This window comes from Streptomyces sp. NBC_00557, from assembly GCF_036345995.1.
In the GTDB taxonomy this organism is placed as follows: Bacteria; Actinomycetota; Actinomycetes; order Streptomycetales; family Streptomycetaceae; genus Streptomyces.
This window is the reverse complement of the sequence record NZ_CP107796.1, coordinates 8091345-8117715: the sequence shown is the minus strand read 5'-3', so window position 1 is coordinate 8117715 and position 26371 is coordinate 8091345. Positions and strand designations below refer to the sequence as shown.

25 protein-coding genes are annotated in these 26371 nt (G+C 69.4%); 11 read left to right on the top strand and 14 right to left on the bottom strand.

The window, feature by feature from the left end:
• Window positions 1-18: 18 nt before the first annotated feature.
• The 3 genes from OG956_RS36130 (at window position 19) to OG956_RS36120 (ending at window position 4538) form a co-directional block, all read left to right on the top strand.
• The gene (locus tag OG956_RS36130) at window positions 19-1911 is read left to right on the top strand and encodes a HEAT repeat domain-containing protein (protein ID WP_330342247.1); all 1893 of its coding nucleotides are present in this window, start codon (window positions 19-21) and stop codon (window positions 1909-1911) included.
• A 499-nt stretch (window positions 1912-2410) separates the two neighbouring features.
• Window positions 2411-2698 carry a hypothetical protein gene (locus tag OG956_RS36125; RefSeq protein ID WP_330342246.1) on the top strand — a complete coding sequence of 96 codons (288 nt, stop codon included), beginning with the start codon at window positions 2411-2413 and terminating at the stop codon, window positions 2696-2698.
• A gap of 1165 nt (window positions 2699-3863) precedes the next feature.
• Window positions 3864-4538 carry an ester cyclase gene (locus OG956_RS36120; RefSeq protein ID WP_330342245.1) on the top strand — a complete coding sequence of 225 codons (675 nt, stop codon included), beginning with the start codon at window positions 3864-3866 and terminating at the stop codon, window positions 4536-4538.
• Window positions 4539-4625: 87 nt separating this feature from the next.
• Here the strand turns inward: OG956_RS36120 and OG956_RS36115 are convergent, their stop codons facing one another.
• From OG956_RS36115 to OG956_RS36095, 5 genes are all read right to left on the bottom strand, one after another.
• The gene (locus OG956_RS36115; RefSeq protein WP_330342244.1) at window positions 4626-5204 is read right to left on the bottom strand and encodes an ATP-binding protein; all 579 of its coding nucleotides are present in this window, start codon (window positions 5202-5204) and stop codon (window positions 4626-4628) included.
• A 263-nt stretch (window positions 5205-5467) separates the two neighbouring features.
• The gene (locus OG956_RS36110; protein ID WP_443065642.1) at window positions 5468-6370 is read right to left on the bottom strand and encodes a bile acid:sodium symporter family protein; all 903 of its coding nucleotides are present in this window, start codon (window positions 6368-6370) and stop codon (window positions 5468-5470) included.
• A 64-nt stretch (window positions 6371-6434) separates the two neighbouring features.
• Window positions 6435-7769: a Dyp-type peroxidase gene (locus OG956_RS36105; RefSeq protein WP_330342242.1), complete on the bottom strand. Its 1335-nt coding sequence runs from the start codon at window positions 7767-7769 to the stop codon at window positions 6435-6437.
• Window positions 7770-7788: 19 nt separating this feature from the next.
• Window positions 7789-8802 (bottom strand): hypothetical protein, encoded by a 1014-nt coding sequence (locus OG956_RS36100; RefSeq protein ID WP_330342241.1) that lies wholly within the window; start codon window positions 8800-8802, stop codon window positions 7789-7791.
• Between the two features lie 12 nt (window positions 8803-8814).
• Entirely contained in the window at window positions 8815-9348 is a 534-nt protein-coding gene (locus OG956_RS36095; protein WP_330342240.1) for a hypothetical protein, read from the bottom strand.
• Between the two features lie 333 nt (window positions 9349-9681).
• Between OG956_RS36095 and OG956_RS36090 the strand changes: the two genes are divergently transcribed.
• Both OG956_RS36090 and OG956_RS36085 read left to right on the top strand, forming a co-directional pair.
• On the top strand, window positions 9682-10635 hold the full coding sequence (locus OG956_RS36090) for a helix-turn-helix transcriptional regulator (RefSeq protein WP_330342239.1): 954 nt from the start codon (window positions 9682-9684) through the stop codon (window positions 10633-10635).
• 379 nt (window positions 10636-11014) lie between these two features.
• Window positions 11015-12205, top strand: a complete 1191-nt coding sequence (locus OG956_RS36085) for a PP2C family protein-serine/threonine phosphatase (protein WP_330342238.1) — start codon at window positions 11015-11017, stop codon at window positions 12203-12205.
• A gap of 266 nt (window positions 12206-12471) precedes the next feature.
• On the opposite strand, the gene OG956_RS36080 is transcribed toward OG956_RS36085, so the two are convergent.
• The 3 genes from OG956_RS36080 to OG956_RS40325 all read right to left on the bottom strand — a co-directional run bounded on the left by OG956_RS36080 (window position 12472) and on the right by OG956_RS40325 (window position 14605).
• Entirely contained in the window at window positions 12472-12996 is a 525-nt protein-coding gene (locus tag OG956_RS36080; RefSeq protein WP_330342237.1) for a hypothetical protein, read from the bottom strand.
• A gap of 257 nt (window positions 12997-13253) precedes the next feature.
• Window positions 13254-13634 (bottom strand): hypothetical protein, encoded by a 381-nt coding sequence (locus OG956_RS36075; protein ID WP_330342236.1) that lies wholly within the window; start codon window positions 13632-13634, stop codon window positions 13254-13256.
• A gap of 53 nt (window positions 13635-13687) precedes the next feature.
• Window positions 13688-14605 carry a LysR substrate-binding domain-containing protein gene (locus OG956_RS40325; RefSeq protein WP_443065641.1) on the bottom strand — a complete coding sequence of 306 codons (918 nt, stop codon included), beginning with the start codon at window positions 14603-14605 and terminating at the stop codon, window positions 13688-13690.
• Between the two features lie 270 nt (window positions 14606-14875).
• On the opposite strand from OG956_RS40325, the gene OG956_RS36070 reads away from it, so the two are divergent.
• Window positions 14876-15538 carry a response regulator transcription factor gene (locus OG956_RS36070; protein ID WP_330342235.1) on the top strand — a complete coding sequence of 221 codons (663 nt, stop codon included), beginning with the start codon at window positions 14876-14878 and terminating at the stop codon, window positions 15536-15538.
• Complete coding sequence (locus OG956_RS36065; RefSeq protein ID WP_330342234.1) at window positions 15535-16920, top strand: sensor histidine kinase; 1386 nt, start codon at window positions 15535-15537, stop codon at window positions 16918-16920. The genes OG956_RS36070 and OG956_RS36065 overlap by 4 nt, the downstream gene beginning before the upstream one ends.
• Before the next feature lie 102 nt (window positions 16921-17022).
• Here the strand turns inward: OG956_RS36065 and OG956_RS36060 are convergent, their stop codons facing one another.
• A complete protein-coding gene (locus tag OG956_RS36060; protein WP_330342233.1) occupies window positions 17023-18228 on the bottom strand; it encodes a COG4705 family protein in 1206 nt (401 codons plus the stop codon).
• 516 nt (window positions 18229-18744) lie between these two features.
• On the opposite strand from OG956_RS36060, the gene OG956_RS36055 reads away from it, so the two are divergent.
• The gene (locus OG956_RS36055; RefSeq protein WP_330342232.1) at window positions 18745-19170 is read left to right on the top strand and encodes a hypothetical protein; all 426 of its coding nucleotides are present in this window, start codon (window positions 18745-18747) and stop codon (window positions 19168-19170) included.
• A gap of 375 nt (window positions 19171-19545) precedes the next feature.
• Here the strand turns inward: OG956_RS36055 and OG956_RS36050 are convergent, their stop codons facing one another.
• The 5 genes from OG956_RS36050 to OG956_RS36030 form a co-directional block, all read right to left on the bottom strand.
• The gene (locus tag OG956_RS36050; RefSeq protein ID WP_330342231.1) at window positions 19546-20223 is read right to left on the bottom strand and encodes an HdeD family acid-resistance protein; all 678 of its coding nucleotides are present in this window, start codon (window positions 20221-20223) and stop codon (window positions 19546-19548) included.
• A 30-nt stretch (window positions 20224-20253) separates the two neighbouring features.
• Window positions 20254-21318, bottom strand: a complete 1065-nt coding sequence (locus tag OG956_RS36045; protein ID WP_330342230.1) for an NAD(P)-dependent alcohol dehydrogenase — start codon at window positions 21316-21318, stop codon at window positions 20254-20256.
• Between the two features lie 23 nt (window positions 21319-21341).
• Window positions 21342-22610: a cytochrome P450 gene (locus OG956_RS36040; RefSeq protein ID WP_330342229.1), complete on the bottom strand. Its 1269-nt coding sequence runs from the start codon at window positions 22608-22610 to the stop codon at window positions 21342-21344.
• A 68-nt stretch (window positions 22611-22678) separates the two neighbouring features.
• Window positions 22679-24082, bottom strand: coding sequence for an NAD(P)/FAD-dependent oxidoreductase (locus tag OG956_RS36035; protein WP_330342228.1), 1404 nt, complete (start codon window positions 24080-24082; stop codon window positions 22679-22681).
• Window positions 24079-24297, bottom strand: a complete 219-nt coding sequence (locus OG956_RS36030) for a ferredoxin (RefSeq protein ID WP_330342227.1) — start codon at window positions 24295-24297, stop codon at window positions 24079-24081. The genes OG956_RS36035 and OG956_RS36030 overlap by 4 nt, the downstream gene beginning before the upstream one ends.
• Before the next feature lie 613 nt (window positions 24298-24910).
• Between OG956_RS36030 and OG956_RS36025 the strand changes: the two genes are divergently transcribed.
• From OG956_RS36025 to OG956_RS36015, 3 genes are all read left to right on the top strand, one after another.
• Complete coding sequence (locus OG956_RS36025; RefSeq protein ID WP_330342226.1) at window positions 24911-25306, top strand: hypothetical protein; 396 nt, start codon at window positions 24911-24913, stop codon at window positions 25304-25306.
• Between the two features lie 214 nt (window positions 25307-25520).
• Window positions 25521-25940 carry an SsgA family sporulation/cell division regulator gene (locus tag OG956_RS36020; RefSeq protein ID WP_330342225.1) on the top strand — a complete coding sequence of 140 codons (420 nt, stop codon included), beginning with the start codon at window positions 25521-25523 and terminating at the stop codon, window positions 25938-25940.
• A gap of 51 nt (window positions 25941-25991) precedes the next feature.
• Window positions 25992-26321 carry an NIPSNAP family protein gene (locus tag OG956_RS36015; protein WP_330342224.1) on the top strand — a complete coding sequence of 110 codons (330 nt, stop codon included), beginning with the start codon at window positions 25992-25994 and terminating at the stop codon, window positions 26319-26321.
• Window positions 26322-26371: the final 50 nt, after the last annotated feature.

Below are 26371 nucleotides of genomic sequence, written 5' to 3'. Positions count from 1 at the left end.
GGCTGGCGGAGACTCATCGTGCTGCCCCAGGCCGAGGTCGCGCTGATGAGGCTCCACCAGGATATTGACGGCCTCTGCCGGACCCTCGAACGCGCCGACATACACACCGCGGAATACGCGGCGGAATTCCTTGCCGACATCGGCGGCCCGACAGCGGTGGACGCGTTGCTGAGGCGTCTGGAGGACCCGGCCGAGCATCCGCTGCTCGTCGACGCGGTCGCCCGGTGCCTGGGGCAGCTGGGTGAGCGCCGCGCCGTACCCGACCTGATCGCCGTCCTGCGCCGGGACGGCTCCTCCTGTGAGGCGGCGGCCCGGGCGCTCGGCGACATCGGTGATCCACGCGCAGTGCAGCCACTGCTCGACATGCTGGACCCCTACACACCCCACTGGCGGGCGGTGCTGGGTGCTCTCGCCGGCATCGGGGACGCCAACGCGGTCCCGGGCCTCCTCGCGGCGCTGTGGCATCTGCTGCCCAGGGCCGACGGTTCCCGGGACGCAGACCTGGGAACCGAGGCAGTGCGCACGCTCGGCCGGTTGGGCTCCCCGCGGGCGACGGCGGCGCTGGCCTTCCTGGTCGGTACGGGCACGATGCCGTCGGAGCTGCGTCGGGCCGCTGCCGAGGCCCTGCGACAGCTCGATGTCACCAGCGCGGCCGGCTACGGCCGCCTCACCTTTGCCAAAGCCGCCTTGGGCGACCCCGACCAGCGGATCTCCGAGGCGATCGCAGAGGTCTTCTCCAGCACCCCGGCCGGGCTCCAGCAACTGCGGTGGTCGGTCACGAACGACGATCCGGGTGTGCGCCGCAGCGTCTGCCTCGGCCTCGGCGCGAAGGGCGACCCGGAAGACGTGCCCGCCTTGCGCATCCGATTGAGCGAGGACCCGGTCCCCGCTGTGCGGCGCGCGGCGGCCCACGCGATCGCCCGGATCGGGGGCCACGAAGCCATGGCGGCGCTCATCGGGGCACTGACCGACGGCGAGATTCACGAGGACGTGGCACAGGCGCTGGCTACCGTGCAACCCTCGCCCGCAGCTCGGCTGTTGCCCCTGCTCACCGACGGAACGAACCAACAGCGGCGTGGCGCGGCCACAGCACTGGGCCTGCTCGGCGACCGGCGGGCGGCGCCAGAGCTCCTCGACCTGCTCACCAAAGCCACGACCCTGCCCGTGCAGACTGCTGCCGTGGAAGCCCTGGGCCGCCTTCGGCACCTGCCCGCCACAGCAGCTCTGATCGAACTGCTCACCGACCCAGAGACACCCGGGCGCCTCCGGGCCCGCGCCGCCTGGGCGCTGGGCCGGCTGGGCACCCCCGAATCCGAACCAGCACTGAGGAAAGCACTCGGCGAACCGATCGAGTCGATCCGGCTGCGCGCGGCCGAGGCTCTCGGCAAGCTGCCAGGCTCACCGCAAGCAGCCGAGTCGCTCACGCAAGCCGCCACCGACCGCAGCCCGGACGTCCAGGCAGCCGCACTGCAAGCCCTCGGAAACCTCGGAGCCACTGCCCGCCCTGCCCTGCGTATGCTGCTCGCCACCGCCGAGCGCCGGCTCCGCACCGACGTGGTGTCGCTGCTCGCGCGATGCGCGGACACAGCCGACCTCGACACCCTGACGGCCATCGCCGTCGAGGACGACACGCAGGCCGCTCTGCACGCGGTCGACGGCATTGCGCGACTGTGCGACCCGCGCACCGTCAACGCCCTGTGCCGGATAGTTGAGCGTCCGGATCCGGAGACACTGGATGACACGCTCACCAGGCGCGTTCGTGGAGCCGCTCTGCGCGGGCTCTCCCGCATCGACGACCCGGCGGCCGCCCGCGCCGTGCTGAAGTACTACATGTCCGACGTCGGCTACCTCTCGCACGACGCAGCTCGTGAAGCGGTCAACACCCTTGCGCGCCGAACAGGCACTCTGTGAAGGACACGCACACCACTGATTCCAAGGGTTGACAGTGCAGTGGTCCGGCGCCGGTGTGGAGCGGAACATCGTGGGGCGGCGCAGCCCGGATCGGCCCAGTGCTGGATGAGCCGGGGTGGCCGGGCGGCGCCGGAGCGTCGGCACACAAGTCGGTGGCACCGGGCATGGCTTGACCGCAAATGGTGCGGGGAAGGTCTGCTGATGAAGGTGAGCCCTTGAAGGGGAAGGAGTATGCCCACAGTGCCGGCAAGGGTCTTATGCACCGTCCTGGTCAGTGCAGTCGCGGGGGGCTTATGTGCCGGCTGCGCGCATCAACGTCCTCCGCACCAGAAGATCCCCAGTACCGGTGTCGTCTCCTCGGCATCCGGCGGTTCTGCCAGCCCGGCGCCGTCCGGGGGCCGCACGGTCGGCGGCACCGGAGCGGCGGGCGGCACATCATCGGCGGCGGGTCGCCGTCGTCGTGCTCCTGTTGTGGTCCGGCACATCAGCGGCCGCGCAGATGGGGGCAGACGACGCGCACGAGCTCGGCCGGCACGTCGTACGGCTCACCGGGGTGACCGTCTTCACCACCGAGCGGTACAGCATCGCCGGGCCAGGAATCGCCGTACAGGACCTCGGTCCGGCGGTGCACTTCCGCTACCGCTACACCGGGCTACGGCGCCTCATCGACCGGTCGGGGCGCTACTACCTGGTCCCGGTCGGCTGGACACATGACAATGCCGCGACGTACATCCTGCAGGACGGTGACAACCTGCGCGTCGAACTCACCCCCGGGGCACTGCCATAGAGCTGAACCCCGTCTGCGCACGAGCGGTCGACGAGGAAGCGGCGAGCACCTTCTTGCCACCGCGACACCAGGTCGACCTGCCCCCAGGAGCACGCTATGCCGGGGCGTGGGCTGTCGGCGGGTCTGGCGTGGGGTGATGGCCGTGCCCCAAGACCGATCAGTCCTGGTCGGCTTCGCTCACCCGGCAGGCCCACGCAGCTCCTGTTAGCTGCCCGCCGGAAGGCCGCCCAACAGCACCCGGGTTCCGCAGAGAGCCTCTTGCTCACGAGCGAAGTCCTCCGGCCGCATGCGGGGAGAAGACGTCGACTGGCTGCCACCGTTCCGGGGCGCCACGGATGCCAGATGCCGGGATGGGTCGAGCACGTCCAGCACCGTACTGGCTAGCCCGGCAACCCGTAGGCTGTGGCAGGACGAGTCCCACCAACTCCGCTACAACCGGACCTGGCGCGTATATCACGCACGGTGCGGAGGCGGTAGATAGGTGTCCGAAGCGGACTTTCTCCCTCAAGTGGCGGGGGCGAGACTGCACGCACGTTCAGGCCCGCCATCACCCTGGCCCGCCAAGGGGCAGGCGCCCTTTGGGTGCTGCTGCGTGGCGGGCGGGTCTTCACCTGCGCCCCGCCGGTCATGCAGGCGGCTTGACTTCGTCATCGAGCTCCGTGGATCCCAGCGCAGCGTGGGACGAGCGCGTCCGCATCAAGGAAGCGGCTTCGGAGAGTTCCACGGCCGCCATGGCCTCCTGCCATCCTGCGAGCTAGAACGCTCACGAGGGGTCGGTACGTGTCGGGGCAGTGTCGGCGCCCGTACGCCGCCCTGACGGCACATTCAAGACCTGTTCGGGCACGCCGACCAGACTCGGTCCCGGTTTTGGTCCGCCCTTCACGGCCCGTACGCGGGAGCCGTCGATCACCGCCGTGCACCAGTCATAAGCGCCGGCGGCCTACGGCTCGGCCGGCAGTGATTCCAGCCGTTCACGTTCAGGCGGTTGCGTCCTGGGCAGTTCGCGCTATGACAGCGACTGGTGCATGTGCTCGACGCGCCACCAGCCGTATGAATGCTGAGGTCGCTGCGCATTTTCCACACACTCTTCCCTTACTGCCATTTCGGCAGGACGCCAGGAAATCTGCAGGGAAACGCAGCGACCACAGGAATCGAGGAAATCACCATGGAGCGTCGTTCCATGCTTCAGGGCGGTGCCGCCGCCGCATTCGGCGCGCTCGCCATCACCGCCATCACGAGTAGCCGCAGCCTGGGGGAAGCCGCCCAAGCGTATCCGGGCCTGCTCCCGGCTCCGGACGCAACCCCGGTGCCGAACCCCGGGCGGCCCCACTGCGCCGTGACGCACGCCCCGCTCCCGGACCCGGCCACGACCCCGGTACCGAACCCGCCCTTCCCTTGCGATCTGACCCGTACCGAGCGGCAGCACCTGGAAACCTTTGACGAGTTGGACTTCGTCGTCTTCTCACACGCCGAGTGGGGCCGCTTGAGTGAAAGCCACGCGAAGAACATCCGCGTGCACTGGCCTGACGGGCACTACACCGACGGCCTGGACAAACACATCGAGGACCTCAAGGCGCTGTTCGCGTGGGCGCCTGACATCTCGATCGAGTCACACCCATTGCGGGTGGCCAAGAACGAGCTGACCGCGGTCACCGGAGTGGCTCATGGCACCTTCTCCCGTCCGATGCCGGACGGGAAGGGTGGCTTCATCCAGCCGACCGGCAAGAAGTTCTCGATCAACTTTTGCACCGTCGGAATCTGGAACCGGAAAGGCACCATGGACGAGGAGTTCCTCTTCTGGGACAACCTGACCTGGTATCAGCAGATCGGTCTTGCCTGACGTCTTCCGCCCGACACCGGACCTGAGATCTCAGGTCACCGCCGCCTCGTGATCACCTCGTCCCTGCTGTCATCCCCTGCGGTCGTGTCACCGTCTCCCACTGTCCCGTTCCGCCGCATTCCATGACCGCTCTCCGCGGTCCTCGGTGTGCAGCTCGAACCACATGGTCTTGCCCGTGGCCGTTCGGGTGCTGCCCCAGGCGTCCGCCAGCAGGTCGAGGAGTTCGATGCCCCGGCCACCTTCCGCGTCGGTATCGGCGACGGTGCGTGCAGGGCTGGAGGACTCGGTGTCCTCGACCTCGCACAGCAGGCGGGAGTCGCGCAGCCGCAGGTTGAGTCGGAGCGGGCCGCGTGTGTGACGCAGTGCGTTGGTGGCCAGTTCGCTGACCAGTAGTTCGGCGGTCTCGGCCACGTGGTCCACGGCCCAGTCGCTCAGCCGGGCGGTCACCAGCCGCCGCGCTCGGCGCACGGAGGTCGGGTCCCGCTGCAGCGGCCATGAGGCGTCCCAGGTGGTGGCTCGGCCGCGCGGTGCGTCCAGCGGGCGCAGTGGGCTGAGCATACGAGACCACAGGGCCCACTGTTTGGCGAGCCACGAGGGCGCACCAGCGTGCAGTGCCCGCTCTTCCCCGTGAACGGCGTTGCGGCAGTCGATCGCCTGGATCGCCATGGGGATCAGTCCCTTCTCCTGCGGCCGAACGGCCCGCTGGCGAACGTGTCCGGCCTGTAGCAGACCGGTGGATGTAGCAGTTGCTACACCTCAAATATAGACGTAGCTCCCGCTACAGTAAAGAGCATCCCAAAAGGGAACCGGGTTCGCGAATGGGCCCTCCGGCTCACCTCTGTCTTCCGCGACCTCGGCATGGCCCGCTGCTGCAGTACTGGATCTCGTCGGCGCGGACGATGTGCCCCTCCCGTCGATGGGCATGGGCGTCATCGGCGGCCATGCGTCGGCACTTCCGTCTCCGCTGCCGCAGGAGCCTTTCGCCGTCTGCTGAGGAAGGTGGCGATCGGCAGGGCTGCTGCCAGGCCGCTGAGCAGGACGGCGGCGAGTGCGCCGAGGATGGCGGGCTGGTCGCTGAAGGCGATGCCGATCGCGGCCAGCGCGGGACCTGCGTTGCGCACCGACGTGACACCGCCCATGGTGGTCCGCCGCACGGGCGGGCCCGTGGCCAGCAGCGTTCCTACGGCGAAGGCGATGGCCGAGAGCAGGAACCCGGCGAGGAGCGCGAGGGAACCGAGAAGTGCGACGACGCCCTTCCAGTTGCCGAGCAGCATGCCGGCCAGCACGATCAGGAACGTGATGTTGGAGACGGCCGCCGCCGGGGGGTGCCAGGACCGTGCGGTGGGTTCGGCGTAGCGGCGTATGAGCAGGCCGATACCGAACGGTACGAGCTGCAGCAGAGCCACAGTCTGCACCAGTGCTCCCACGTCCAGGGAGACGTTGCTGCCCAGCCCGGTGGCGGTCAGGAGGCCGCCCGCGGTGGGCGCGAAGGTGATGCTGCCGACGGAGGCGAGCAGCACCTGCATCGCGGCACCCTCGACGACATCACCGCTTTGCACCATGGCGAGTTTCGCTCCGAAGGGGCCGCCCGGGGAGGCGGCGACCAGGATCAGCGCGGTGAAGGAGGCGGAGGGGAGGCTGAACAGCGCGCCGATGCCCCAGCCCAGCAGCGGAACGGCGACCAGGTTGGCGATCAGCGCCAGCAGCAGGAGCGGGATGTTGGTGAAGACGCCGCGCAGCGCGGAGACGGTGGCCCCCAGGCCGGCGGCGAACATGGTGGCCGCGATGAAGATGACGGTGACGGCGTTGAGTGCCAGGTGCAGGGTCTCCATCGGCTTCCCCTCGGGCGGCGAAGCGCGTGGGGACGGCCCCGAAGCGTCCCTCGCCACGCTGCTGTCAGTCGTGCGGGTCGCCGAGCCAGCGCAGTGCGGTCAGGCTCGGCAGGAAGCAGTACTCGCCTCCCCTGGTGACGACGAAGCGCGGCAGTACGACGAGGCGCCGGCGCAGCGGCCGCCGGGGAATGATGAAGTCGGTGGAGCCGTCGCGGGATCCCGTCACAGGGTCCTGGGCGTTGTTCGCGCCGAAGAAGACGCCGTCGTTCATCCACTGCGACTGGACGAACTCGAACTGCCGCCCCAGGTGCGCGCCGATGAACGCGAACATCAGTCCCCGGTCGGCTCCGTCGTCCTCCAGCACTCCCTCGGGCAGCGGCGGACCGTAAACGGCGCCGCGGCGGATCATGCGGTGCAGTCGCACCTCGCCCGCCACCGCGGCGTCACGGGGGTTGGCACGACGGATGTGGCAGCCGCCGGGCGTCTTGAACCCGGACGGATCGTCGCTGTCGTACAGGAAGGTGTTACGGCGGTACGGGTCGGCGCCGAGCGCGGGATCGTCGTGGTCCGGGGTCAGCGCCAGGGGAGCGCCGCTGCGCCAGCGCCCCATGATCTTCGCGGCGATCAGTTCCTCGTCCTGGGGTCCGGTGGAGTTGTCCTTCAGGTAGCGGCGGAACCCGGCGACGTTCTGGTGGAGCTTGCGGAAGACCGCGTAGCTGCCGTTGCGCCCCAGCACGGCCGGCTGCGGGCTCTGGATGCCGCCGATCTCGTCCGGGTAGCCGAGGACGAACTCGCCGGCCTTCAGAGGCACTTCCAGTTGGTTGGACCCCGGTATGCCGCTGCCTTCGACGGCCGGATGGCTGACTCCGTCGCGATAGCCGAAGTGCTCGGTCTCGGTGGGCAGCGCGTAGCAGTCCTGCCGCCATATCGCCGTCACGCCGGAGAGCCGGTCGTAGGCGGGGCGGGCCCGGTCGACGGCCGCTTCCAGGTGCGCCGGGTCGGGCGCGACGGCAGTGAACACCACATGGACGTCAGGGCTGCCCAGCGGCGCTTCCCAGTGCTCCGGGCTGCTCTCGCCCACATCACCCAGCGCCTTCGCGCGGGCGGCCATCCCCTGCCGGAACTCCCACGCGAAGGTGTCCAGCGAGGCGCGCGGTACGCCCAGCGCCTCCAGGCCGCGGCAGGTGACGGCCACACTCACCCAGGTCTCCCCCAGAGGACTGACCGAGTCCGCCGCGGAGGTCACCGCCGTACTCGCGCGCCGCATCAACTCCCGCCCGTCACCTGGGTCGTCGATGCGGAAGAGCAGGTAGGTCGCCGCGTACGGCGTCGGCCGAGGACTGAGCACCCCGCGCTGGATGTCGTCGAGCTCCAACGAGACGTCCGTGTGCACACTCACCGTTGACCTCCCAGCGGCCCTACGTGGAGACGAGGTTGCGCCAGAAGTTGCGCAGGCTGTCGTCCCCGCCGAACAGGGAACTGAAGATCGTCGAGTCCGCCAGCAGCAGATCACCGGCGCGCTCACCGCCGGGAGGCATCCACAGGAACATGTTGAACTCCGTGTTGCCGGCCTCGGTGAACGGATGCGGCCTCGAGGTGTCGATCGGCTGCCTGGCCAGCACCCGGATGGCGTCGGGGTCGTCCGTCGTCACGTCGTAGTGGGGCAGGTGCATATGGAAGTTGAAGTTCGTCACCCCCTCCAGCCAGCCCTTCGGATCCAGGTCCCGGACCGTGGACAGCGGGGCGATCTGGTTGCCCTCGCGCGTCGCCGGCCGCAGCCCGTACCGGTTCATCACCGGCACGCCGAGGCCCCGCATCAGGTCGCGGACGTAGGTGGCGAACCGCTGCTGCCGGGGCACCAGGGGATCGCCGTGGTGGCGGTACTCCATCTCCCGGACCTTCAGGTCGTCCGAGGCGCCGACATCGTGGTGCGGGCCCAGGACGAGGCAGGAGTCCTCCCGGCCGAGGAACGCCCGCAGAGCATCGATCTCCCCGGGCTGGGCCTCCTGCTCGGTGACCGCGTGGTCCAGCCCGAACACGAACAGCACGTCCGTGTCGCCGAGCACCCGCTCGTCGAGCGGAGTGAAGAAGCCCGCCTGGTCGATGCGCTGGTACACGGGGACGGGATGGCCCGTGACCTCCTGGACGAAGTCCTGGAACGGCACCCAGGCCCAGAAGAACAGTTCCAGCGACCCGGCGATGCCCTGCTGGAACCGGTACGGGTCCGACCACTTCGGGTCCTCGTACGCCGGCCAGGCCACCCGCCTGACCTCGGTCATCGTGGAGAAGCGGTTGTCCAGCTCGGCCGCGTTGCGACCGGCCTCGGCCGGATAGCTCCACGAGACGTACACGCTCACCCGTCGACCGTCAGGGGTGTACTTCCGCGGAATGTGCCGCTGGTTGTACGTCCGCGCGGTCCTGACCTCGCTCATTTTCGTCCAGCCTCACTGCATCTGGTCGAGCATCTCCGACAGAGCGCTCTTGATCCGCAGAGCCTTCTTGATCTCGTCCGCCGTCACGTACGGATACTCGCCGTACTCGATGAAGCTCGGACAGTGGTGTTCCCGTACGAAGCGCACGAACGCTTCGGGGTTGGTCCGCCAGTCCTCGGGAAATCCTTCGAGGTTCTCGAAGGCGGTGCTCACACCAGCCTTGCTGAACAGCGCGACGGCGTCCTCGGTGTACTTGTCGAAGTCGGTGTCGAAGATCCCCTGGTACATGAAGCGCGTGTCGTCGTCGAACAGCACCCAGCGCAGATAGTGCAGCTTCAACGGCGCCAGCAGGTACGGATCCTGCTCCAGCGCCTTCGCCAGGGCGTGGCCGTACTCCCGCATCGCGTCGGCCCTGCCCGGCTTGACGTTCGCCACGATGGTGAACCCGTAGCAGGCCGGAGTCCTTGGAAAGACGGGGCCGTACTTGCCCTGTTCCAGGTGGTCGGTCTCCTTGGGGATGACGACCGCCTGCGGCTTGATCTCCATGTCCGCACCTCCGCACTCCACAGCCCCGAACCCATCTACAGCCTGGCACCGCACGCCAGGGCCCGCCCGCTGGAGCAGCGGGCGGCCGACGCCTCCGCTCCCCGCCAGCAGCCCGACCCGCCGGTGCCCGGCGCCCGCAGGCGAAGCCTTCTCGTCGACCGCGAGGCTGTACCCGATCGGAGCCGAGCCCCATCACCGACTCGTCGTGCGGGCCGCTTGGGATCCGAGCTCGTGGCAGAGGTCCCCGATGAGTTGATCAAGCCGCAAGGACGAATGACGAAAATTACCTGGTCAGCGCGACATGTTCGGGTGATTCGGGGGGAAGCGCGAGGCATGGACACGCTCACCTTCGACAGCGCGGATCTCGAAGTCACCGAGGACTTCCTCAGCCGCGCCTACGCCCGGATGCGCATCGGCAGCAGCACCCCCGACGCCGGCCGCGCCCAGATCCGGCGCACCGCCATCGCCCCGGTGAGCGTCGACGAACTCACCCTCGACTTCGAAATGAGCTACTCGGTCACACCGCTCGGCCGGATCTGCCTGTGCCTCGTGCACGAGGGAACCGTACAAGACCACCACTTCCAGGGCACCCAGGACACCTTCGGCCCCGGCGACGTCGTCCTGTTCGCCCCACCCGACCTGCCGTACTCCGGACGCATCTGCCACGCCCGCTACAACATCACCATGCTCGACCCCGCACTCCTGGCCCAGGTGGCCGCCGGCCCCGACGACGCACGGCCGGTACGGCTCACCGGACACCGCCCCCGCTCAGCCACCGCGGCCGCCCACCTGACCCGGACCATCGCCCACCTACGCGACTCCGTCCTGGCCGACCCCGCCACCGCCGACCAGCCGCTCATCGCCACCACCGCCGTGCAACACCTGGCCGCAAGCGTCCTCAACACCTTCCCCAACACAGCCCAGCCCGAACCCACCCCGGCCGACCGCCGCGACGCCCACCCCGCCATGCTGCGCCGCGCACTCGCCTACATCGACGACCACGCCGACCAGCCGATCACCATCGCAGACATCGCCACCGCCGCCCACGTCACCGCACGCGCCCTGCAATACGCCTTCCGCCGACACCTGAACACCACCCCCCTGGCCCACCTGCGCCGCGTCCGGCTCGCCCACGCCCACCAGGACCTGACGACCGCCACACCCGACAGCGGCGCCACCGTCACAGCCATCGCCGCCCGCTGGGGCTTCCACCACCCCGGACGCTTCGCCACCCTCTACCGCCACACCTACCAACGCACCCCACACACAACCCTGACCAACGGCTGACCACGAACACGCACCCCGAAACCGCGCCGAGCCATCAGCACCCCTTGGGGTCACCCACCCGAAGGCTCGCATCGTCGGTGCAACCCCGTCGGACTCGAACGTGCCCGCGGAACGTGCTGCTGTGGGCGCGGCGGCAAGCGGACGAAGCCGGTGCGGTGCCGGTACCGGCCTGCGTGCCGCCGCCTCTGCAGCGCATCCTGGCCGGGACTGGGGTGGACAGCCTGCTGAGCGTGTCCGGCACCGTCACCGAGGCTGAGAGCGCGATGACGGCCGGCGCGTCTGACGCCCGACACCGAGTTCCGGGCCGGCCGAAGACCACCACCTGACTACGACGTCCCGAGGACAGGGTGTGCGGCCGGAAAGTGCGCAAAAATGGCATATGGACCTGCGGAGCAAGTGGGGGAATCGGCTCCCGGAGCACCGGCGCGGACTGTTGGTGACCGCGCTGGCGCTGATCGTGGCCATCGCCGTCGTGGACATCGGCATCGGTACCAGTGTTCATCTGGGCCCGTTGCTGGTGATCGCGCCGACGTTGACCGCCTCCTTCGCCGGTCCGCGGCTGACCGCTCTGGTCGGGGCTCTGGCGGAGGCCGCCCTGGTGATCATCGCCATCTTCCACGGCGGACTGACCACGACCAACCATGTGGCACAGCTGATCGCCCTGGCCGTGCTGTCGGCTCTGGTGGTCTTCGTCTGTTATGTGCGGGAGCGGCATGCCCGGGAGCTGAGCCGGTTGCGGTCGGTGGCCGAGACGGCGCAGCGGGTTCTGCTGCGGCCGCCACCGCGCCGGATCGGGCCGTTGCGGGTGGCCTGGCTGTATCTGGCCGCCGAGGACGAGGCCCAGATCGGGGGTGACCTGTTGGCGGTCGCCCGCGCCGCTCATCCCTGCACCCGGATCCTCATCGGCGACGTTCGAGGCCATGGGCTGGCCTCCGTCGCCGAGGCGTCGGCGGCGATGAGTGCGTTCCGTGAGTGCGCCCACCGTTACGGCTCTCTGCCCGAGCTCGTCACCGCCGTCGAAGAGAGCGTCTGCCGGAACCTGGAGGAGGAGGCCGACACCGCGCACGACGCCGACGAGCGCTTCATCACCGCCGTCGTGATCGACATACCCGACCAGGAGCCACAGGCTGAGATGCTCAACTGCGGCCATCCGCCGCCCCTGCTCCTCCATGGCGGCCGGATCACATTCCTGCACTCCCGTCGCCCCGCGCCCCCACTGGGCCTGCGTGCCCTCTGCCTGACAAGCGACAGCACCGACCGGTTCACCTTCGAACCGGGCGACATGCTGCTGCTGTATACCGACGGCGTGGTCGAAGCCCGCTCACCGACCGGAGCCTTCTATCCGCTCGCCGAACGGGTCGCTTCCTTTCGCGCATCAAGCCCGGATGCCCTGGTGCATGAGATCCACCGCGACCTGCTCGCGCACACCGGCGAGCAGCTCACCGACGACGCCGCATTCCTGATCATCGAACGCACCCCCTCGCGCCATCCGCACCGGCCCCACCTTGTATCCCATACCGACGGATCACCCCCGCCCAATCCAGCCGACCGTCGCAGTACGGCCCGCTGAGCACGCTCCGCGCATTGCGTCACCCCGTCGCCGCACCTCGCCCACGCCGTGAGCAAGGCGCCCCTCGTAAGCCGGGACGGAGTCGACGGCCACCCCAGCTCCCGTCGGGCGAGGAACCACACGCCCTCAGCCCCGCTCCACGCCATGCAGCACGGCAGCACGCCTCGCAGGGGTGCCCGGCTTCCCCCACCGACCCCAGTCGCTCCTGACCGATCTGTCGGCCCAGGGGACCGCCGCCAGGTGCCGCTTCCTCTTCCGGCCGAGTCTCACTCGGCAGAACGACGCCGACGAAGCCAGGCCAACGCCAGTGTTCCCAGAATCAGCAGCAGACCGCCGGCGGCGAAAATGATCTGCTTCCCGCTGAGCAGGCGGGCGCTCCAGCCGGCTGCCCTGGCGTCACGCGGATCAGAGGGACTGGCGCTCCCCGCCGGGGAGCCGGACGAGTCCCCGCCATCCGCACTGGCGCCACCGTGAGGACGAGCACCATCATTGCCGCCACCACGGTCGTCCTCGTCGATGCAGTGGGTGGCGGGGAACGGGAAGACTCGCTTGTGGTGGGCGAAGGCCTTCACAACGAGCAGCGGGTGCACCCTGAAGAAGTCACGGATTTCAAACTGGTACCTGTCAGAGGTTTTGGTGGGGTACATGACGCTCAAGTACCCGGCGACGGTGAAGCTGCTCCACGGCGCCTCCGGTGACGAGACATCCGCGGGCCCGTGCAGGAGGATGGCCTCGGGCCCGCGTTGAGCGTTGATCAGTACCATCCTCAGGTTCTTGTCGATGAGCACCACCCCGCGCGGGCTGTGGCAGTTACGCCAGGGATTGCGGGGACCACCGGCATCATCGCCCCCGTCGTAAACCCGCAGGGAACCGGACGTGTGCCGCGTCGACGCCTGCGCAGTGGCGCTGGCCGTCGGAGACACCAGGACGACGGCCGCAACCGCCAACGGCGCTGCAACCCAGGGACGAAGACCCACTCGACAACCTCCATAGGCGACGGATGTGGCAAACGCACTGCAGCGCGGCATCTTGGAGAGCCGACAAGAATCTAAGGAAACCGACTCGCCACATCGTGAATGCTCGCGGGCCCGTATTCGTTGTCACTCAACCGCAGCAGTCTCATAGACCAACTGCGCGTCTTCGCCGCCGGCGCCGTCGTCCCCGCGAAGTGTGCCGGAGGAGAAGCCCTCGTGCCATCCGCCCGTGAGGCCGGCTTGTGGCCCAGTGACCGGTGCTCGTTCGCCGCGAAGACCCAGCCCGCCAGGACGGACAGTGCGATGACGACCCTCCGGTGAGGGATCGGGCCGTGCGCCACCAGTTCAGCGAGCGCAACAGCGCCTGCCTCGACACCCTTGCCCAGCCATGCCGGACCGGCGTAGTGGACCAGCCGGTCCCCGGCGATGCGCAGGTCGCCCTTGGCTGCGATCACGACCGGCTCCGGGCCGAGCCAGTTCATCCGCCACTGCCACTCGGCAAGGCCACTCAGAGCGGCCGAACCACCCGTAAGCCAGGGTGGTTTCGAAGAAGTCGGCGCCCTGCGGCCTCGTGTACGCGGTCGCCTGGGGCGCGGCGCGCCCCAGGCGAGGTCGGGAGGCAGAACGGCGGGAGGTGCCGGCGCCGGTTGCCGGCACCGGGCCCGATGCCGGCCTGCGTGGCCGCCAAGGGTGATCGCGGCGGGTGATGTGAGCGATCAGGTCCCGTGCCACGCCGCTCGGCGGGGTGGAGGGGACGTCCCAGATGACGCGCAGAGTCCTGCGCAGGTCGAGTTCCGGTGTCCGCACCTTCACGGGCCGGCCTGTGGCCAGATCGTCCTCGACGGCCAGTTCGCTGAGGACGGCCAGTTCGCTGAGGACGGCTGGTGCGGTGCCGGCCAGTGCGGCCGCGCGCACCGCCGCCGTGGTGGGCAGCGCCAGGGCCGGGACGACCCGGGGGGGGCGTCAGGCCCGAGCACCGCGGCCAGAGCGGCGGTGAGGGTGTCGAGGTGCCGGAACCGCTCTCGCGGCTGACGAGCGGTGTGGCGGCCAACTCAGCGGCGCCGACCGGTCGGCGGCGATGGGCCCAGAGGTGGCCCGAAGTGACGACGACGGCGAGCCTGTCGTGGCCGACGACCCTGTCGTGGAGCCCGGCCGGTCGCTGAGGGCCTTCGGTGAAGCCGATGTTCGCGGTGCCCTCGATGACGTGGGCGATCACGGGGGTGGTGTCGATCGCGCTCAAAAGGATCTCGGGCTCTGTGCCTCCCGGCCGCTGTACCGCACGGAAGGACGACAGCCGGCCCGGCAGGAGCTGCTCGGCGATGGTCAGGCCGGCGCTGACCCTCAGCCTCTCACGGCGGTCGGCGCGCAGGGCGGCGATCCGGCGTCCATCTCCGCGGCGACACCCAGCAGGCGGGCGGCGCCGCACGGCATCATGTCGACGCCACCCACGACACCCGCGCGGGCCAGCGCGGGCCAGCGCGGGCCAGGGCTTCGTTCCCCGGCCGCCATTCGTCTACAGTTCCGTAGACTGTCTACTTCGGTGTAGTCGATCGTTTTCGGGTGTTCATGCAGTCTTTCCGGGTCCACAGGACCCTCATCCACCCGCGAGTAGCGGGTGTGTCACGGGGAGACAGCCCTGTGGCTCCCCGAGCAGTTCGTCTCAGGCACGACCCCGGCCGGAGGGCCCACGGAGATCATGCGCCCCAGAATCCTGATTGTTGAAGACGATCACGCCCTGCGGGACGTGCTGCGCCGGGGCCTCCATGACGAGGACTTCGAACCCGTTACCGCCGCTGACGGCGCCACCGCCCTGCGGCTGGCCACCATGGACATCGCGGCGGCCGTCCTGGACGTCGGCCTGCCCGACTCCGACGGGCGGGACGTGTGCCAGGCAATGCGAGCCAACGGCTTCCTCGCCCCGGTGATCTTCCTCACCGCCAGGCAGCAGCTCACCGATCGCCTGTCCGGCTTCTCCGCCGGAGGTGACGACTACCTGCCCAAGCCGTTCCACCTCGCCGAACTCGCCGCCAGGCTGAGAGCCGTCATCAGACGGGCCGCCCCCACGGCGGTGGCTTCGGCCGGTGACCTGGTTCTGGACGCGGTGGACCACAGCGTCACCACGCGCGGCACTCGCACCGCCCTGTCCCCCACCGAGTTCCGGCTACTCGCCACCCTGGTCGCCGCGGACGGCACTCTCGTGCGCCGCCGCGACCTGGTGCGGGCAGGCTGGCCCGAGGGCGCGCAGGTGAGCGACAACACGCTGGACCAGTACCTCAGCCGGCTGCGCCGCAAGCTCCGGGCGGCAGGCAGCAGTGTCACGATCAGTACCGCACGCGGAATCGGACACCGCCTGTCATGAACCGTGCCGCTCGTGTCTTCCGCCGACTGGCCCCGCGCACCCTGCGCGGCCGGCTCTCCCTCGTGGCACTGACGACCGCCGCCCTGCTGATGACGGTCCTGACCGTGGTGTTCAACGCCGTCATGGACCAGCACCTGCAGCACCAGGCCGACGACGAACTTAGCAACCGGGCGGCAGCGGTCGCCACGACCGTCGACACCAGCGGCCGCCGGGTGCGCGTCCTGGAAACCGCCAACGACCGTCTCCTCGACACAAACGTATGGATCTACGCCGGAACCCACCTGCTGGAGAAGCCGCCGTCCGCCTCGGACCGCAGCGCCTTGACACAGGCCGCCGTCCGGCTGGCCGCACAGTCCGAGCACGCCTGCACGACCGCCCAGGCCCACGGTCGCTCACCCGTCAGGTTGTGTTCCCACCGCCTCCGCGGCCGCCATACCTCCGCCACCGTCGTCGCGGCCCTGAACCTGGCACCGTACCGCAGCTCGGCCGACACCCTGCTGCTGGCATCGCTGATGCTCGACGCCGTGATGCTCGGCTGTACCTACGTGCTCACCCGCCTGTCCGTCGGCCGGGCCCTGCGCCCGGTGCGGACGATGACGGACCAGGCCACCCAATGGAGCGCGACAGGCTCCGACGAGCGTTTCGGCACCGAGGACCATCCAGTCGAACTCGCCCGGCTGGGAGCTTCGTTGGACCAGCTCCTGGATCGCATCGGCACCGTTCTGCGCCACGAACAACAGCTGACGGCGGAGCTGTCCCACGAACTGCGCACGCCGCTGACCCGGATCATCATGGAACTCGACTGGTGGCGCACCCGCCCCCGTACCGACGCCGAGACCCGCGCGGCCCACGAGGCGATCGCGGAGGCCGCACAGTCCATGCGCACCATCTGCGACACCCTGCTCAACGAGGCCCGCGAGAGCGCGCTGAATCCGTCGACGCCCCCGGGAGCAACCGATGTCGTGCCCGTCCTGGACCGCCTGCTCGAAAACCTTCAAGCCCCGGACGCGGTGAAGACCTCGGTGGAGACCGAAGCGCCGGTTCTGGAGGCAGGGGTAGCCCCCGCTCTGCTCGAGCGCATCGTCAGCCCCCTGCTCGCCAACGCCGCCCGCTACGCCCGCTCCCGCGTGACCGTGTCCGCCCAGCGGGTCTCCGGCGCCGTGCGGATCGAGATCGTCGACGACGGCCCCGGCGTGCCGGAGGCGTTCGTGGCAGATCTGTTCCAGCCCGGCCGGCGCGCCGACTACGGCGACGGGCACGACGGAGCGGGCCTGGGCCTCCCGCTCGCGCGACGCCTGGCCCGCGCCGTCAGCGGCGAGGTGTCCTACGACCCCAGGCACGCGCCGGGGGCCAAGTTCACGGTCAGCCTGCCCGCCGGATGACCGGGTGCTGCTCCTCCTTCGCCCATCGGGCAGCGACCTGGCCGCACATGGTGACTGCCCCGACGCAGGGAACGCGTCGGGGCAGTTCGTCGTCCCGGTCGGTCAGCCGAGGGAGGTGAGGAGGGTCTTGAGTGCTTTGACCTCGGTGGCCTTGTCGGGGTTCGGGGCGCGTAGTGCCTTCAGGACCTGGTCGATCTCGCTGTCGAGGAAGTGCCACGCCTTCTCGCTCCTGGGCTCCAGGGTGGACTGGTCGTCGTCCCAAGCGGTCTCCAGGTCGGTCACCCGGGTGGTCGCGGCTCGCTGATGGCCCGCGTTCAGCTTGGCCAGGGTGTCGGCTGTGATCGTGCGGAACTTCGCGATCTCGGCCGGAGGGAACGGTGACGTCGCCTGCTGAGGGGTGAGATGGGTGGTCACCGGCGCCGGGGAGTCCTCCTCGCCCGCCGCGGCCGCGTGGGGCTGGTTGTGTGCCCACACGAGAAGGGCCGTCGTTGCGACCGCTACGGCGGCGTAGTAGCCGAGCATGATCCGCTCACGCGCGGGGTTCAGCGCGCGTGGGGCTTCGGCCGGTTCCTGGGCTTCGATGACGTCGCTCCGGCTGAGCGTGAGGTACACGACCGTGGCGAGGATGGCCCCCAGGAAGATGACGCTGGTCACCGCGGTGCCGAGGCCCAGGCCGCCGTCGCCGCTGGGCGAGCCCAGCCAGTCACCGAGGTTGGCGCCGAGCGGGCGGGTGAGGATGTAGGCCAGCCAGAAGGAGAGCACGGTGTTGGCGCCGAGACGCCAGCCGAGGACGATCGCAACGATCAGCCCGAGCGGCAGGAGCACGGAGACGCCCGGGGTCCAGCCGGTCAGGTCCAGGGTCCAGTCGCCGGTGGCGGTGCCCAGGGCGAAGGTCACCAGGATCGCAAGCCAGTAGAAGAGTTCCCGGGGCCGGGTGGTGATGCTGTGGACCGACAGCGTCCGCTCGCGCGCGTACCAGACTCCGAAGACAACGGCGAGGACGACGGCGAACACGCTGCTGCTCAGAGCGAGGGGGACGCCCTGGCTGTCGGTGAGGATGTCGGTGTAGAGAGTGCCGGTCACACTCACCACCACGACAGTGAGCCAGTACACGAACGGGACGTAGCGTTTGGTGCCGAGCTGCCAGACCATGACGCCCGCCAGAACGACGGTGAAGATCAATGCGGTGTTGATCAGACCGACACCGAGGTTCATGTTGATCCAGTCGGCGAAGCTCTCGCCAACCGTGGTGCACAAGATCTTGATGATCCAGAACCAGATCGTGACCTCGGGGACCTTGTTCAGCATGTGCCCGGCAGGCGCCCGAAGACTCCCGGAGGAGCGGCGGTGAGAGCCGGTCCCAGTCGACTGCTCGCCGGCTCGCTGCCGGTCCCGGTCCTGGGCGTCTGCCCCCGCAGCCACCTGACTCTCAGAGGTTTCATAGGTCATGCTGCCCGACTGTGCCATCGGGTACCTGAACGCATCCTGACTACCACCGTCACTGGCCCGGGTCGTGCCGCGGCGCTCTCCAGCGCTGCCGCGCTCCGATGGGCGAAGCCAGCCGGCCGTATGCCATGCGCAGCGTCGCGTCCGCGGCGTGCCCGTCCATGCCGGCCACCGGCGCAGCCGCGAGAGGTGTGACGCAACGCCGTCAAGGCGCGGAACCCCGGCACCACGGTGCTGCCACCCGCCGACAGCGAAATGATCCGAGCCGGGCAGTAAAAGTCACTGCCGGATACGAAGCGCTTGCCTGCCATGTGCTCGTGCCATGTTGACCTCCCTACTTCTTCTCCGGAGGCACGCGTGCCCGGCTCTCCCGCTCCCATGGACTCGACACCGGCCTACCCCCGGTGGTCGGACCGCCCGATACGCCAGCTCGACACCTTCGCGGCCAGGAGGTCCGGGGCCGAGAGAGTGCCCGCTCTGGTGCTCGGCAGTCAGAACGGGGGTGATCCCCGATGGGCCGCCTACGTCATCCGGGAATACGAGCACCGACTGGCGCGAGGGCACGGCAACGCACACGGCCAGGTTCCGCACGCGGTCGTCGACGACGCGGAACTGACCGGCGGCTTCCTCGCAGCGGTCGACCGAGTGGCACTGCGGTTCCAGCTCACCATGCCTTCAGGACACCTGCGGCTGCGAGCCTTCCGCACATGCCGGTCCGTGCTGGAATCGGAGCGCGGCACACCCGCCGGGGTGCCGGATGCTGGCACCCCGGTGGCGATGTCGGCCATCCCGAGAAGGACGTAGTCACCCGGTTCGAAACTCGTCTCGCAGACCTGCCGGCCACGGCGGGAACGCTCGCCGAGGCGGCCGCCGGGCTGCGCATCTGGCCGCTACATGGTCTGTCCCGTCTCGCGACATCCGACGACATCGTCATCCACGCCGGCGCCCCGGTCGCCCCCCGTCGCACGGGACGGCGAAGCCGTCCCCCTGCCGACGGCCGTGCGATGTCGGATCAGTCTCCGGACGCTTCGGGTATGGGTTGCCCGTCATCGACCGGGCGCCGCCCGCCGGATGGCGGACGCCGGGATGGGCCGCCGTCCAGCGGGCCGCCTCACTTGCCGGACGGTCTCATGGCCGCCACACCGACTGATCCGACCGCCGCTCACCGCTTCCAGCCGATCAGTGCTGGGGGTGCGGACGCGCGTGGAACAGGGGGCGCCGCTGGCGGGCCGTGCCCGAGGCGAGCTGGCCGATCTCGACGCGCGTCCTGATGGCGCGGACCACCTCGGTCAGGCCCAGAATGATGGCCATGACGCCCACCACAAGGGTGAGGGTCGCGATCGAGGCGAACGGCATGATGATCATCACGATGCCGGCCAGAGCGCCGATGATCCCGAAGGCGACGTGCCAGCCGCGCCCCGGCATGGCCGGGGCGGAGGCCGCCGCGGCCGTCTCCGTGGTACCGCGCAGCAGCCAGCTGAAGCCGATCCACAAGGCGAGCAGCAGGATCGACTCAAGGGTGCCCCGGAAGCAGATCAGTCCCAGCAGGATGGAGGCCGCGCCGGTGATGAAGTGCAGGACACGAAGGTGCCGTGGGACGTGGGTGCCGAAGGCGGCAGCGAGCTGGAAGACGCCTGTGACCAGTAGGTAGACGCCGAAAAGAATGCCGACGACGCGCAGCGTCGCGCCTGGCCAGACCAGGGCGATGACGCCCAGGGCGATGGTGGCGAGGCCCATCGTGAGCAGGATCTGCCAGCCCATGTTCGCCAGGGCGGCCATGCCTTCGGCCAGGGGCCTCTCTTCTGGTTCGGTGCCGCGTGGGGGAACGGGGCCCGGGGAATCGGTGGGATATGTCATGGCACCTGCCTCCTCCTTGGAGCAGCTTTGTCACGTCAGTGCATGTCCGTCGTCGTGGGGGGTGATGACGGCGCGTCCTTGGATCTTGCCGTCGTGCAGCAGCTGGTACGCCTGGTCAGCGCGTTCCAGAGGGAAGTGCTCGACCAGCATCCTGATCTTTTCCTGCTGTGCCAGGGTGATCACTTCCATCAGTTCGGTGAGGGTGCCCCAGTAGGGCGAGGAGACCGAGCACTCGTGCGGCGGGCTGGTGAAGTTGACGGGCAGGGCTCCGCCGCCGAGGCCGACGATGGTCAGGTGGCCGAGCACCCTGGCTGCCTGAGCAGCCATCCGCAGAGTCGGGTCTGTGCCGACCATGTCCAACACGAGCTCAGCGCCCTGCCGCCCCGTCAGGTCCTTGATGCGCGCGATCGCCTCGTCACCCGAGAGAAGTGCTTCGTCGGCTCCCATGTGCTGGGCGGTCTCCAGCTTTCCGGCGTCGGTGTCCACGGCGACGACGGTGGTCGCCGTGGTGAGAGCCCGCAGGATCTGGATGGTCATCTGGCCGAGACCGCCGGCCCCGATCACCACCGCGGTCGACCCCGGCCCCAGCAGGTGCAGCGACCGTTTGACGGCGTGATAGCTGGTCAGTCCGGCGTCGCTGAGCGGGGCGGCCTCGCGGGCGTCGAGGGTGCCCAGCGGAATCAGGTACCGCGGCGCGGGGACGAGCAGGTACTCGGCCATGCCGCCGTCGTGGCCACCGCCCAGGCCCGGGCCCTGACCACCGAGGGCCTGGCAGTAGTTCTCCTGGCCCTGACGGCAGTTGGCGCAGATGCCACAGCCCCAGGAGCCGTAGACGATCACAGGGTCTCCGGGTGTGAACCCGGTGACGCCCGGTCCCAGGCTCTCCACCCATCCCGCGTTCTCGTGGCCGAGCGTGAAGGGCAGTTCCGTGGCGAGCCCGGGTGGTGGCCCGGGAGCCTCCATGATGTCCAGGTCGGAGTGGCACGCACCGGCGCCTGCGACCTTCACCAGGACCTGCCCCGGTCCGGGCTCGGGCGCCGGCACCTCGCGCAGCTCGGGCGGTTGCCTCCACCCGACGAGTTGAAAAGCCCGCATAGCGATCCCTCACGCACCCCAGCTCAGTCGCGGATCCCGTCGATGTCGACCAGGACGTGCCGCGGCCCGCGGAAAATCTGGTTGTGCCGGTACGGCGGCGGGTCCTCGACGAGCCGCGGGTTCTCCACCCGGCGGGCGAACTCACCGACCGCGACCTGGACCTCGAGCCGGGCGAGCGGGGCGCCGAAGCAGAAGTGGATGCCCTGGCTGAATCCGAGGTGCTGGTTGTCGCGGCGTTCGAGGTCGAGTGCGTCGGGGTCGGTGAACCGTTCCGGGTCGCGGTTCGCCGAGCCGTACGCCAGGAAGATCGGCGCCCCCTTCGGGATGGTGGTGCCCGCGATGTCGATGTCTTCCAGAGCGGAGCGGGTGTGCCAGAACTGCACCGACGACTCGAAGCGCAGCAGCTCCTCCACTCCCGGCACGATCAGCTCGGGCCGGCGGCGCAGCTTCTCCAGCGCGTCGGGGTGCCGCAGCAGGGTGAGCACGCTGTGGGCGATGAGGTTGACCGTGGTCTCATGCCCCGCGAAGATCAGGAGCAGGGCGTTGCTCGCGAGTACGCCCTTGGACATCCGTCCTTCCGGGCCGTCCTCGTTCACCAAGGCTGACAGCATGCCCGGGCCGGGCTGGTCGGCGTACCGGTCGAGCAGATCGGCTGCGAACTGCCCGAACTCCCGCACGGCCTGCCGCGCCCCGGCCTGGCGGCGCCGGATCTCTTCGGAGGCGGCCTCGGGGCCGAAGTCCAAAGCGTCCAGGGCCGTCTCGATCCAGTGGTGGAAGCGCGGCTCGTCCTCCAGCGGCACGCCCAGCACCTTGCAGATCACCCTCACCGGCAAGGGGTAGGCGAAGTCGTCGACGGCGTCGATCCGGGTCTTGCCCTTCATCTCGTCCAGGAGGCCGTCGACGATGCGGCGGATGTCGGGTTCCAGGTCGGAGATCAGATGAGGCTCATGCGGTGGGCCGGCGAAGTGCGGCATCATCATCCGGCGGTCCCGGTCGTGCTCGGGCGGATCGCAGGTGATGATGTTCGGCTCGGTCAGCACCTCCCTGATCGGCTCGGCCACCGGCTCCCCCGGCCCCTCTGCCCGGGCCACGGCCGGGACGGGACACTTGCGTGGATCGGAACTGACCCGGGGGTCGTGCAGCAGCGCGACGATCTCCCGATAGGTGCTGACGACATAGGTGCCGTCCGGCTGCCGCGCCACCGGTGTCTTGCGCAGTTCCTCGTAGAACGGGTACGGGTTGGCGCGGTTGGCGTAACGCAGGGCCTGCTGCCAGGGGGTTTCCTCGACCACGAGGCTCCCCTCCTTCTTCCTGTCGGTGCTGTCCGCTTGCACGCGTGACCCGGCGGGCTGCGGGCGCGTCAGTGACGGCGCGGCCGGAACTCGGCCGTCCGCTCGCTCGGGGCATGGCCGGTCAGGACGACGTCGGGGATCGCCGTCGGGACTCTCGGGTCCGGAAACTCCGCCGGCATCGGCTTCATGTCGGGCGGCTGGTCCCAGCCCGGCGGCGGAGGCGGGAACGGACCGGACTGCTCGATCAACTTCCCGTAGTACTCCAGCCACTTGCCGTGATCGAAGGTGACGGCGGCGACGATGCGGCCCCGACGACCGTAGGCGGCGGCGAAGCGGCGCTCCGCGACGGATCCCTGCGTGAAAGCGATCTCGTCACCGAAAGGCGGCACCCCGACGGACTTGATGTTCACGCCGAACTGACCGGACCAGAAGCCGGGCAGCAGCAGATGCGGACGATAGTGGGGCTCGAGGTTCACCATGTTGTGGGCCGCGGTCTCGGCGCCGAGTACGGCGTTGTCCCAGTGCTCCATCGCGAGAAACTGGTATTCGTACAGCACGTGCGGAGCGCGCGCCACGTCCCCTGCCACGTAGACGCTGTCGGTGACCACGCCGTTGATGTCGAAGGCCCGGCCACCGGCGTCGCACCCGACGCCCCAGAAGCCGGCCGCCAGCCCGGAGCCCTCCAGCCATTCCACGTTGCGGATCGACCCCAGCGAAGCCACCACCACATCGGCGTCGACAGCGGATCCGTCCGACAGATGCGCACGCCGCACGTGCCCACCAGGGTCGCCCTCCAGCGACGACACGCCCAGCCCGCAGCGCAGGTCCACACCGTGATCGCGCTGCAGCTGCGCGGCGATCTCCCCGATCACCCCGCCGAGCGCACCGACCAGCGGCGCCGCGCCCCGCTCGACGACGGTCACCGGGATGCCGAGCTCCCGGCACACGGACGCCACTTCCGAGCCGATGAACCCGGCTCCGATGACCAGGACCCGCGACGGCGGCTCGGCCAGCTCCTTCTGCAGCTGCGCGGCATCGTCACGCGAGCGGATCGTGTGCACCCCGTGCAGTGCGGCCTCGGCCGGGTTGGGCCACTGTCGTGCGCGGGTGCCCGTGGCGATCAGCAACCGGTCGTACGGGATCAGCTCGCCATTCGCCAGGCGCACCTGCTTGGTGGCCCGGTCCAGCCCGGTGGCAGCCACCCCGAGCCGCCAGTCCGCATCCACTTCCCGCATGCGGGGCAGCTTCGTGTGGTCGGCCGGCACCCAGCCCTTGAGCACCTGCTTGGACAGCGGCGGACGGTCATACGGCTCGTACGGCTCGTCCCCGATGATGGTCAGGGAACCGGTGAAGCCCTCGTCGCGCAGAGTCTCCGCGGCCCGCAGCCCGGCCAGTGAAGCGCCCACGATGACGATCCGGCCGCTGGCCCGGAACTCGCGCACCAGCTCCGCGACCGTGGCCCGCAAGGTCATGACGTCTCGCCTCGCTCCGCTCCGTCCACGCGGTCGATCACGATCGCCTGCACCGGGCACGCCACAGCAGCTCGCTCGACCTGCAGGCGCCGCTCGTCATCGGGGTTCGGCTCATAGGTGAGCGCCTCCTGACCGTTCAACCTGAAGACCTCGTGCGCCAGATACACGCACTGTGCGTATCCCTGACAGCGATTAAGGTCCACGACGATCCGCATGGGCAGAATCCTTCCGCTCTGCCGCTCGCCCCGCGGCGGCGACCTCCGGCACGGTCATTCAGCTATGGGGGCTCAGTTCCCCTGCCAGGTGAGCCGACCGCGGGTGTCCTCCCCGTCACCCCAGGACACCGGCTGAGCGGGCCCGGTCTTGTGCGCTGCGTCGCCCCGGTCACGGTGACGTCCATGGGAGTGTCGCAGCGCGAAGAGCATGTCTCTCCGCCGACGGCGCCGGCATTCAAGCTTGGCCCGGCCGTTGCGCCCTAGAAAAATGCTCGCGCCGCCTTCCGACAATCGCAAACCGCCGTTGTGGGCCCAGGACGTCTCCGGGTCGGGGCGGTTCTTGGTCATTCACGGATTCATGCAGGTCGGGCTCGGGCCCCCGGCCGAAGCCGTTGATCACACCTGGCGTGGCCCGATCATCACCCTCGATCACGCACTACAGCCTGTGGTGCGTGTCACCGTCGCCACCTCCACATTTCCATACGACGTATGGTTACTCTGCAGACGCAATTCCATACGACGTATGGAAATCTCGATCGGACAACGCCAGGCGCTACACATCGCCTGCCCAAGCAGCCGTTGGCGCGGATCGCGCCAACCGGAAGGAAAGATCATGAAGAAGCTCACGAAGCGGATCGCTGTCGCTGCCTCCTCCGTGGCGGTCGCGGGCGTCGCCGTCATCGGTGCCGGGGGCACCGCTTCGGCCGCGACTCCCGCACCGGTGCACGTCCACCGGCCGGCCGCCGGGGTCGACGCCGCCGACTACCGTTGGGACCACGGCATCGGCTACCTGATCGAGCAGGGCTACTGCTGGGACGAGAACCGAGGCTGGCACCACGACGACCGTGTCACCGGCTCGTCCTGGCACAGCCCCGACGGTCGCTGCTACCGCTGGGACGACGAGGGACGCGGATGGAAGTCCGGCAGGTCGCACCGGGACACCCGGAACCGCTACGAGCACGACGGCCGGGGCTGGGACCACTTCGACCGGAACCACGCTGACCGGTGAGGCAGGTACTGCTTGTGTCTCGACCCCTGCCTGCACCCACCCACCTCGTGCCGCAGGCACGCGTCGCCCATCTGCCGCGACGCACCAATCGCGCGGTCCGCCGATGCCGTCCCGGCGCCCGAGCCGTGCCGCAACGTCCCTTCCGCCCCTACGTCTTCACCGCCGCGAGCGGCGAGGCGCAGCCGGAGCAGAGGGCGTCTTGGAGTGAATGCCGATGGAGTCTTCGAGGACCGTGGTCCAGGGGGTGACCGCTCGGCTCGTCGTCTCGCGGGCCTGCTTCCTGCCCCTGTGCATGCGTCTGCGGTACGAGCCCGCTGATCCCTATGTCGTCCGTGCGGCCTTCTTCCTCCACAGTGACGAGCCCGCCGCATGGGTCCTGGGACGTGATCTTCTGGCCGACGGCCTGGAGGGCTGCGCAGGTCATGGGGACGTCCGGATCTGGTCGGCCGTCGGTCGTGGCGACCAGGCGATGTACCTCGCTCTCCGGTCTCGCGCGGGCACCGCCCTGCTCGAGGTTCCCGTGCAGGACGTCAAGGCGTTCCTGGAGCGCACGGAGGCTCTGGTGCCACGGGACACCGAGTCCGGACGCATCGACTGGGACACCGAACTGGCGTACCTGCTCTCGCGGAGCTGACCGTCGACCATCGATGCCCAGACAGACCAGCCAGAAAAGGAACGAGTGTTCATGTCCCAGTACCAGCTTCGTGTCTACACCCTGTCCAGCCCGGAGGCCCTCGCCGCCTACGAGAACATCTGGTCCCAGCACATCCCCGGAATGGCGAAGCACCGGATCACCACGCACGGCGTCTGGACGGTGCCCCCGACTTCGGGAAGCGAGACACCGCGGCTGTACGCCCTCGTCTCCTACAGGGACGCCGACGACGTACAGGAGCGACTGCAGGCGTACCTGGCCGGCCCCGCATTCCGCGCCGACATGGAGGGGTTCGACATCAGCCAGATCGTCGGCGTCACCGAGACCGTACTGACGCCCACCGCCGACTCGCCCCTGCGCTGACTCAGCGGCTCGGCGCGACCCGGCAGGCGCCCGCCATGGCGGGCATGGGC

Excerpts from the sequence above, each read along its gene's own strand:
- OG956_RS36045 (WP_330342230.1), bottom strand. The coding sequence starts at position 21,318 with ATGCGGGCTTTTCAACTCGTCGGGTGGAGGCAACCGCCCGAGCTGCGC.
- OG956_RS36030 (WP_330342227.1), bottom strand. The coding sequence starts at position 24,297 with ATGCGGATCGTCGTGGACCTTAATCGCTGTCAGGGATACGCACAGTGC.
- OG956_RS36095 (WP_330342240.1), bottom strand. The coding sequence starts at position 9,348 with ATGGAGATCAAGCCGCAGGCGGTCGTCATCCCCAAGGAGACCGACCAC.
- OG956_RS36020 (WP_330342225.1), top strand. The coding sequence starts at position 25,521 with ATGGAGTCTTCGAGGACCGTGGTCCAGGGGGTGACCGCTCGGCTCGTC.
- OG956_RS36085 (WP_330342238.1), top strand. The coding sequence starts at position 11,015 with ATGGACCTGCGGAGCAAGTGGGGGAATCGGCTCCCGGAGCACCGGCGC.
- OG956_RS36035 (WP_330342228.1), bottom strand. The coding sequence starts at position 24,082 with ATGACCTTGCGGGCCACGGTCGCGGAGCTGGTGCGCGAGTTCCGGGCC.
- OG956_RS36025 (WP_330342226.1), top strand. The coding sequence starts at position 24,911 with ATGAAGAAGCTCACGAAGCGGATCGCTGTCGCTGCCTCCTCCGTGGCG.
- OG956_RS36125 (WP_330342246.1), top strand. The coding sequence starts at position 2,411 with ATGGGGGCAGACGACGCGCACGAGCTCGGCCGGCACGTCGTACGGCTC.
- OG956_RS36090 (WP_330342239.1), top strand. The coding sequence starts at position 9,682 with ATGGACACGCTCACCTTCGACAGCGCGGATCTCGAAGTCACCGAGGAC.
- OG956_RS36100 (WP_330342241.1), bottom strand. The coding sequence starts at position 8,802 with ATGAGCGAGGTCAGGACCGCGCGGACGTACAACCAGCGGCACATTCCG.
- OG956_RS36110 (WP_443065642.1), bottom strand. The coding sequence starts at position 6,370 with ATGGAGACCCTGCACCTGGCACTCAACGCCGTCACCGTCATCTTCATC.
- OG956_RS36050 (WP_330342231.1), bottom strand. The coding sequence starts at position 20,223 with ATGACATATCCCACCGATTCCCCGGGCCCCGTTCCCCCACGCGGCACC.
- OG956_RS36015 (WP_330342224.1), top strand. The coding sequence starts at position 25,992 with ATGTCCCAGTACCAGCTTCGTGTCTACACCCTGTCCAGCCCGGAGGCC.
- OG956_RS36070 (WP_330342235.1), top strand. The coding sequence starts at position 14,876 with ATGCGCCCCAGAATCCTGATTGTTGAAGACGATCACGCCCTGCGGGAC.
- OG956_RS36065 (WP_330342234.1), top strand. The coding sequence starts at position 15,535 with ATGAACCGTGCCGCTCGTGTCTTCCGCCGACTGGCCCCGCGCACCCTG.
- OG956_RS36060 (WP_330342233.1), bottom strand. The coding sequence starts at position 18,228 with ATGCTGAACAAGGTCCCCGAGGTCACGATCTGGTTCTGGATCATCAAG.
- OG956_RS36055 (WP_330342232.1), top strand. The coding sequence starts at position 18,745 with ATGGACTCGACACCGGCCTACCCCCGGTGGTCGGACCGCCCGATACGC.
- OG956_RS36115 (WP_330342244.1), bottom strand. The coding sequence starts at position 5,204 with ATGGCGATCCAGGCGATCGACTGCCGCAACGCCGTTCACGGGGAAGAG.
- OG956_RS36120 (WP_330342245.1), top strand. The coding sequence starts at position 3,864 with ATGGAGCGTCGTTCCATGCTTCAGGGCGGTGCCGCCGCCGCATTCGGC.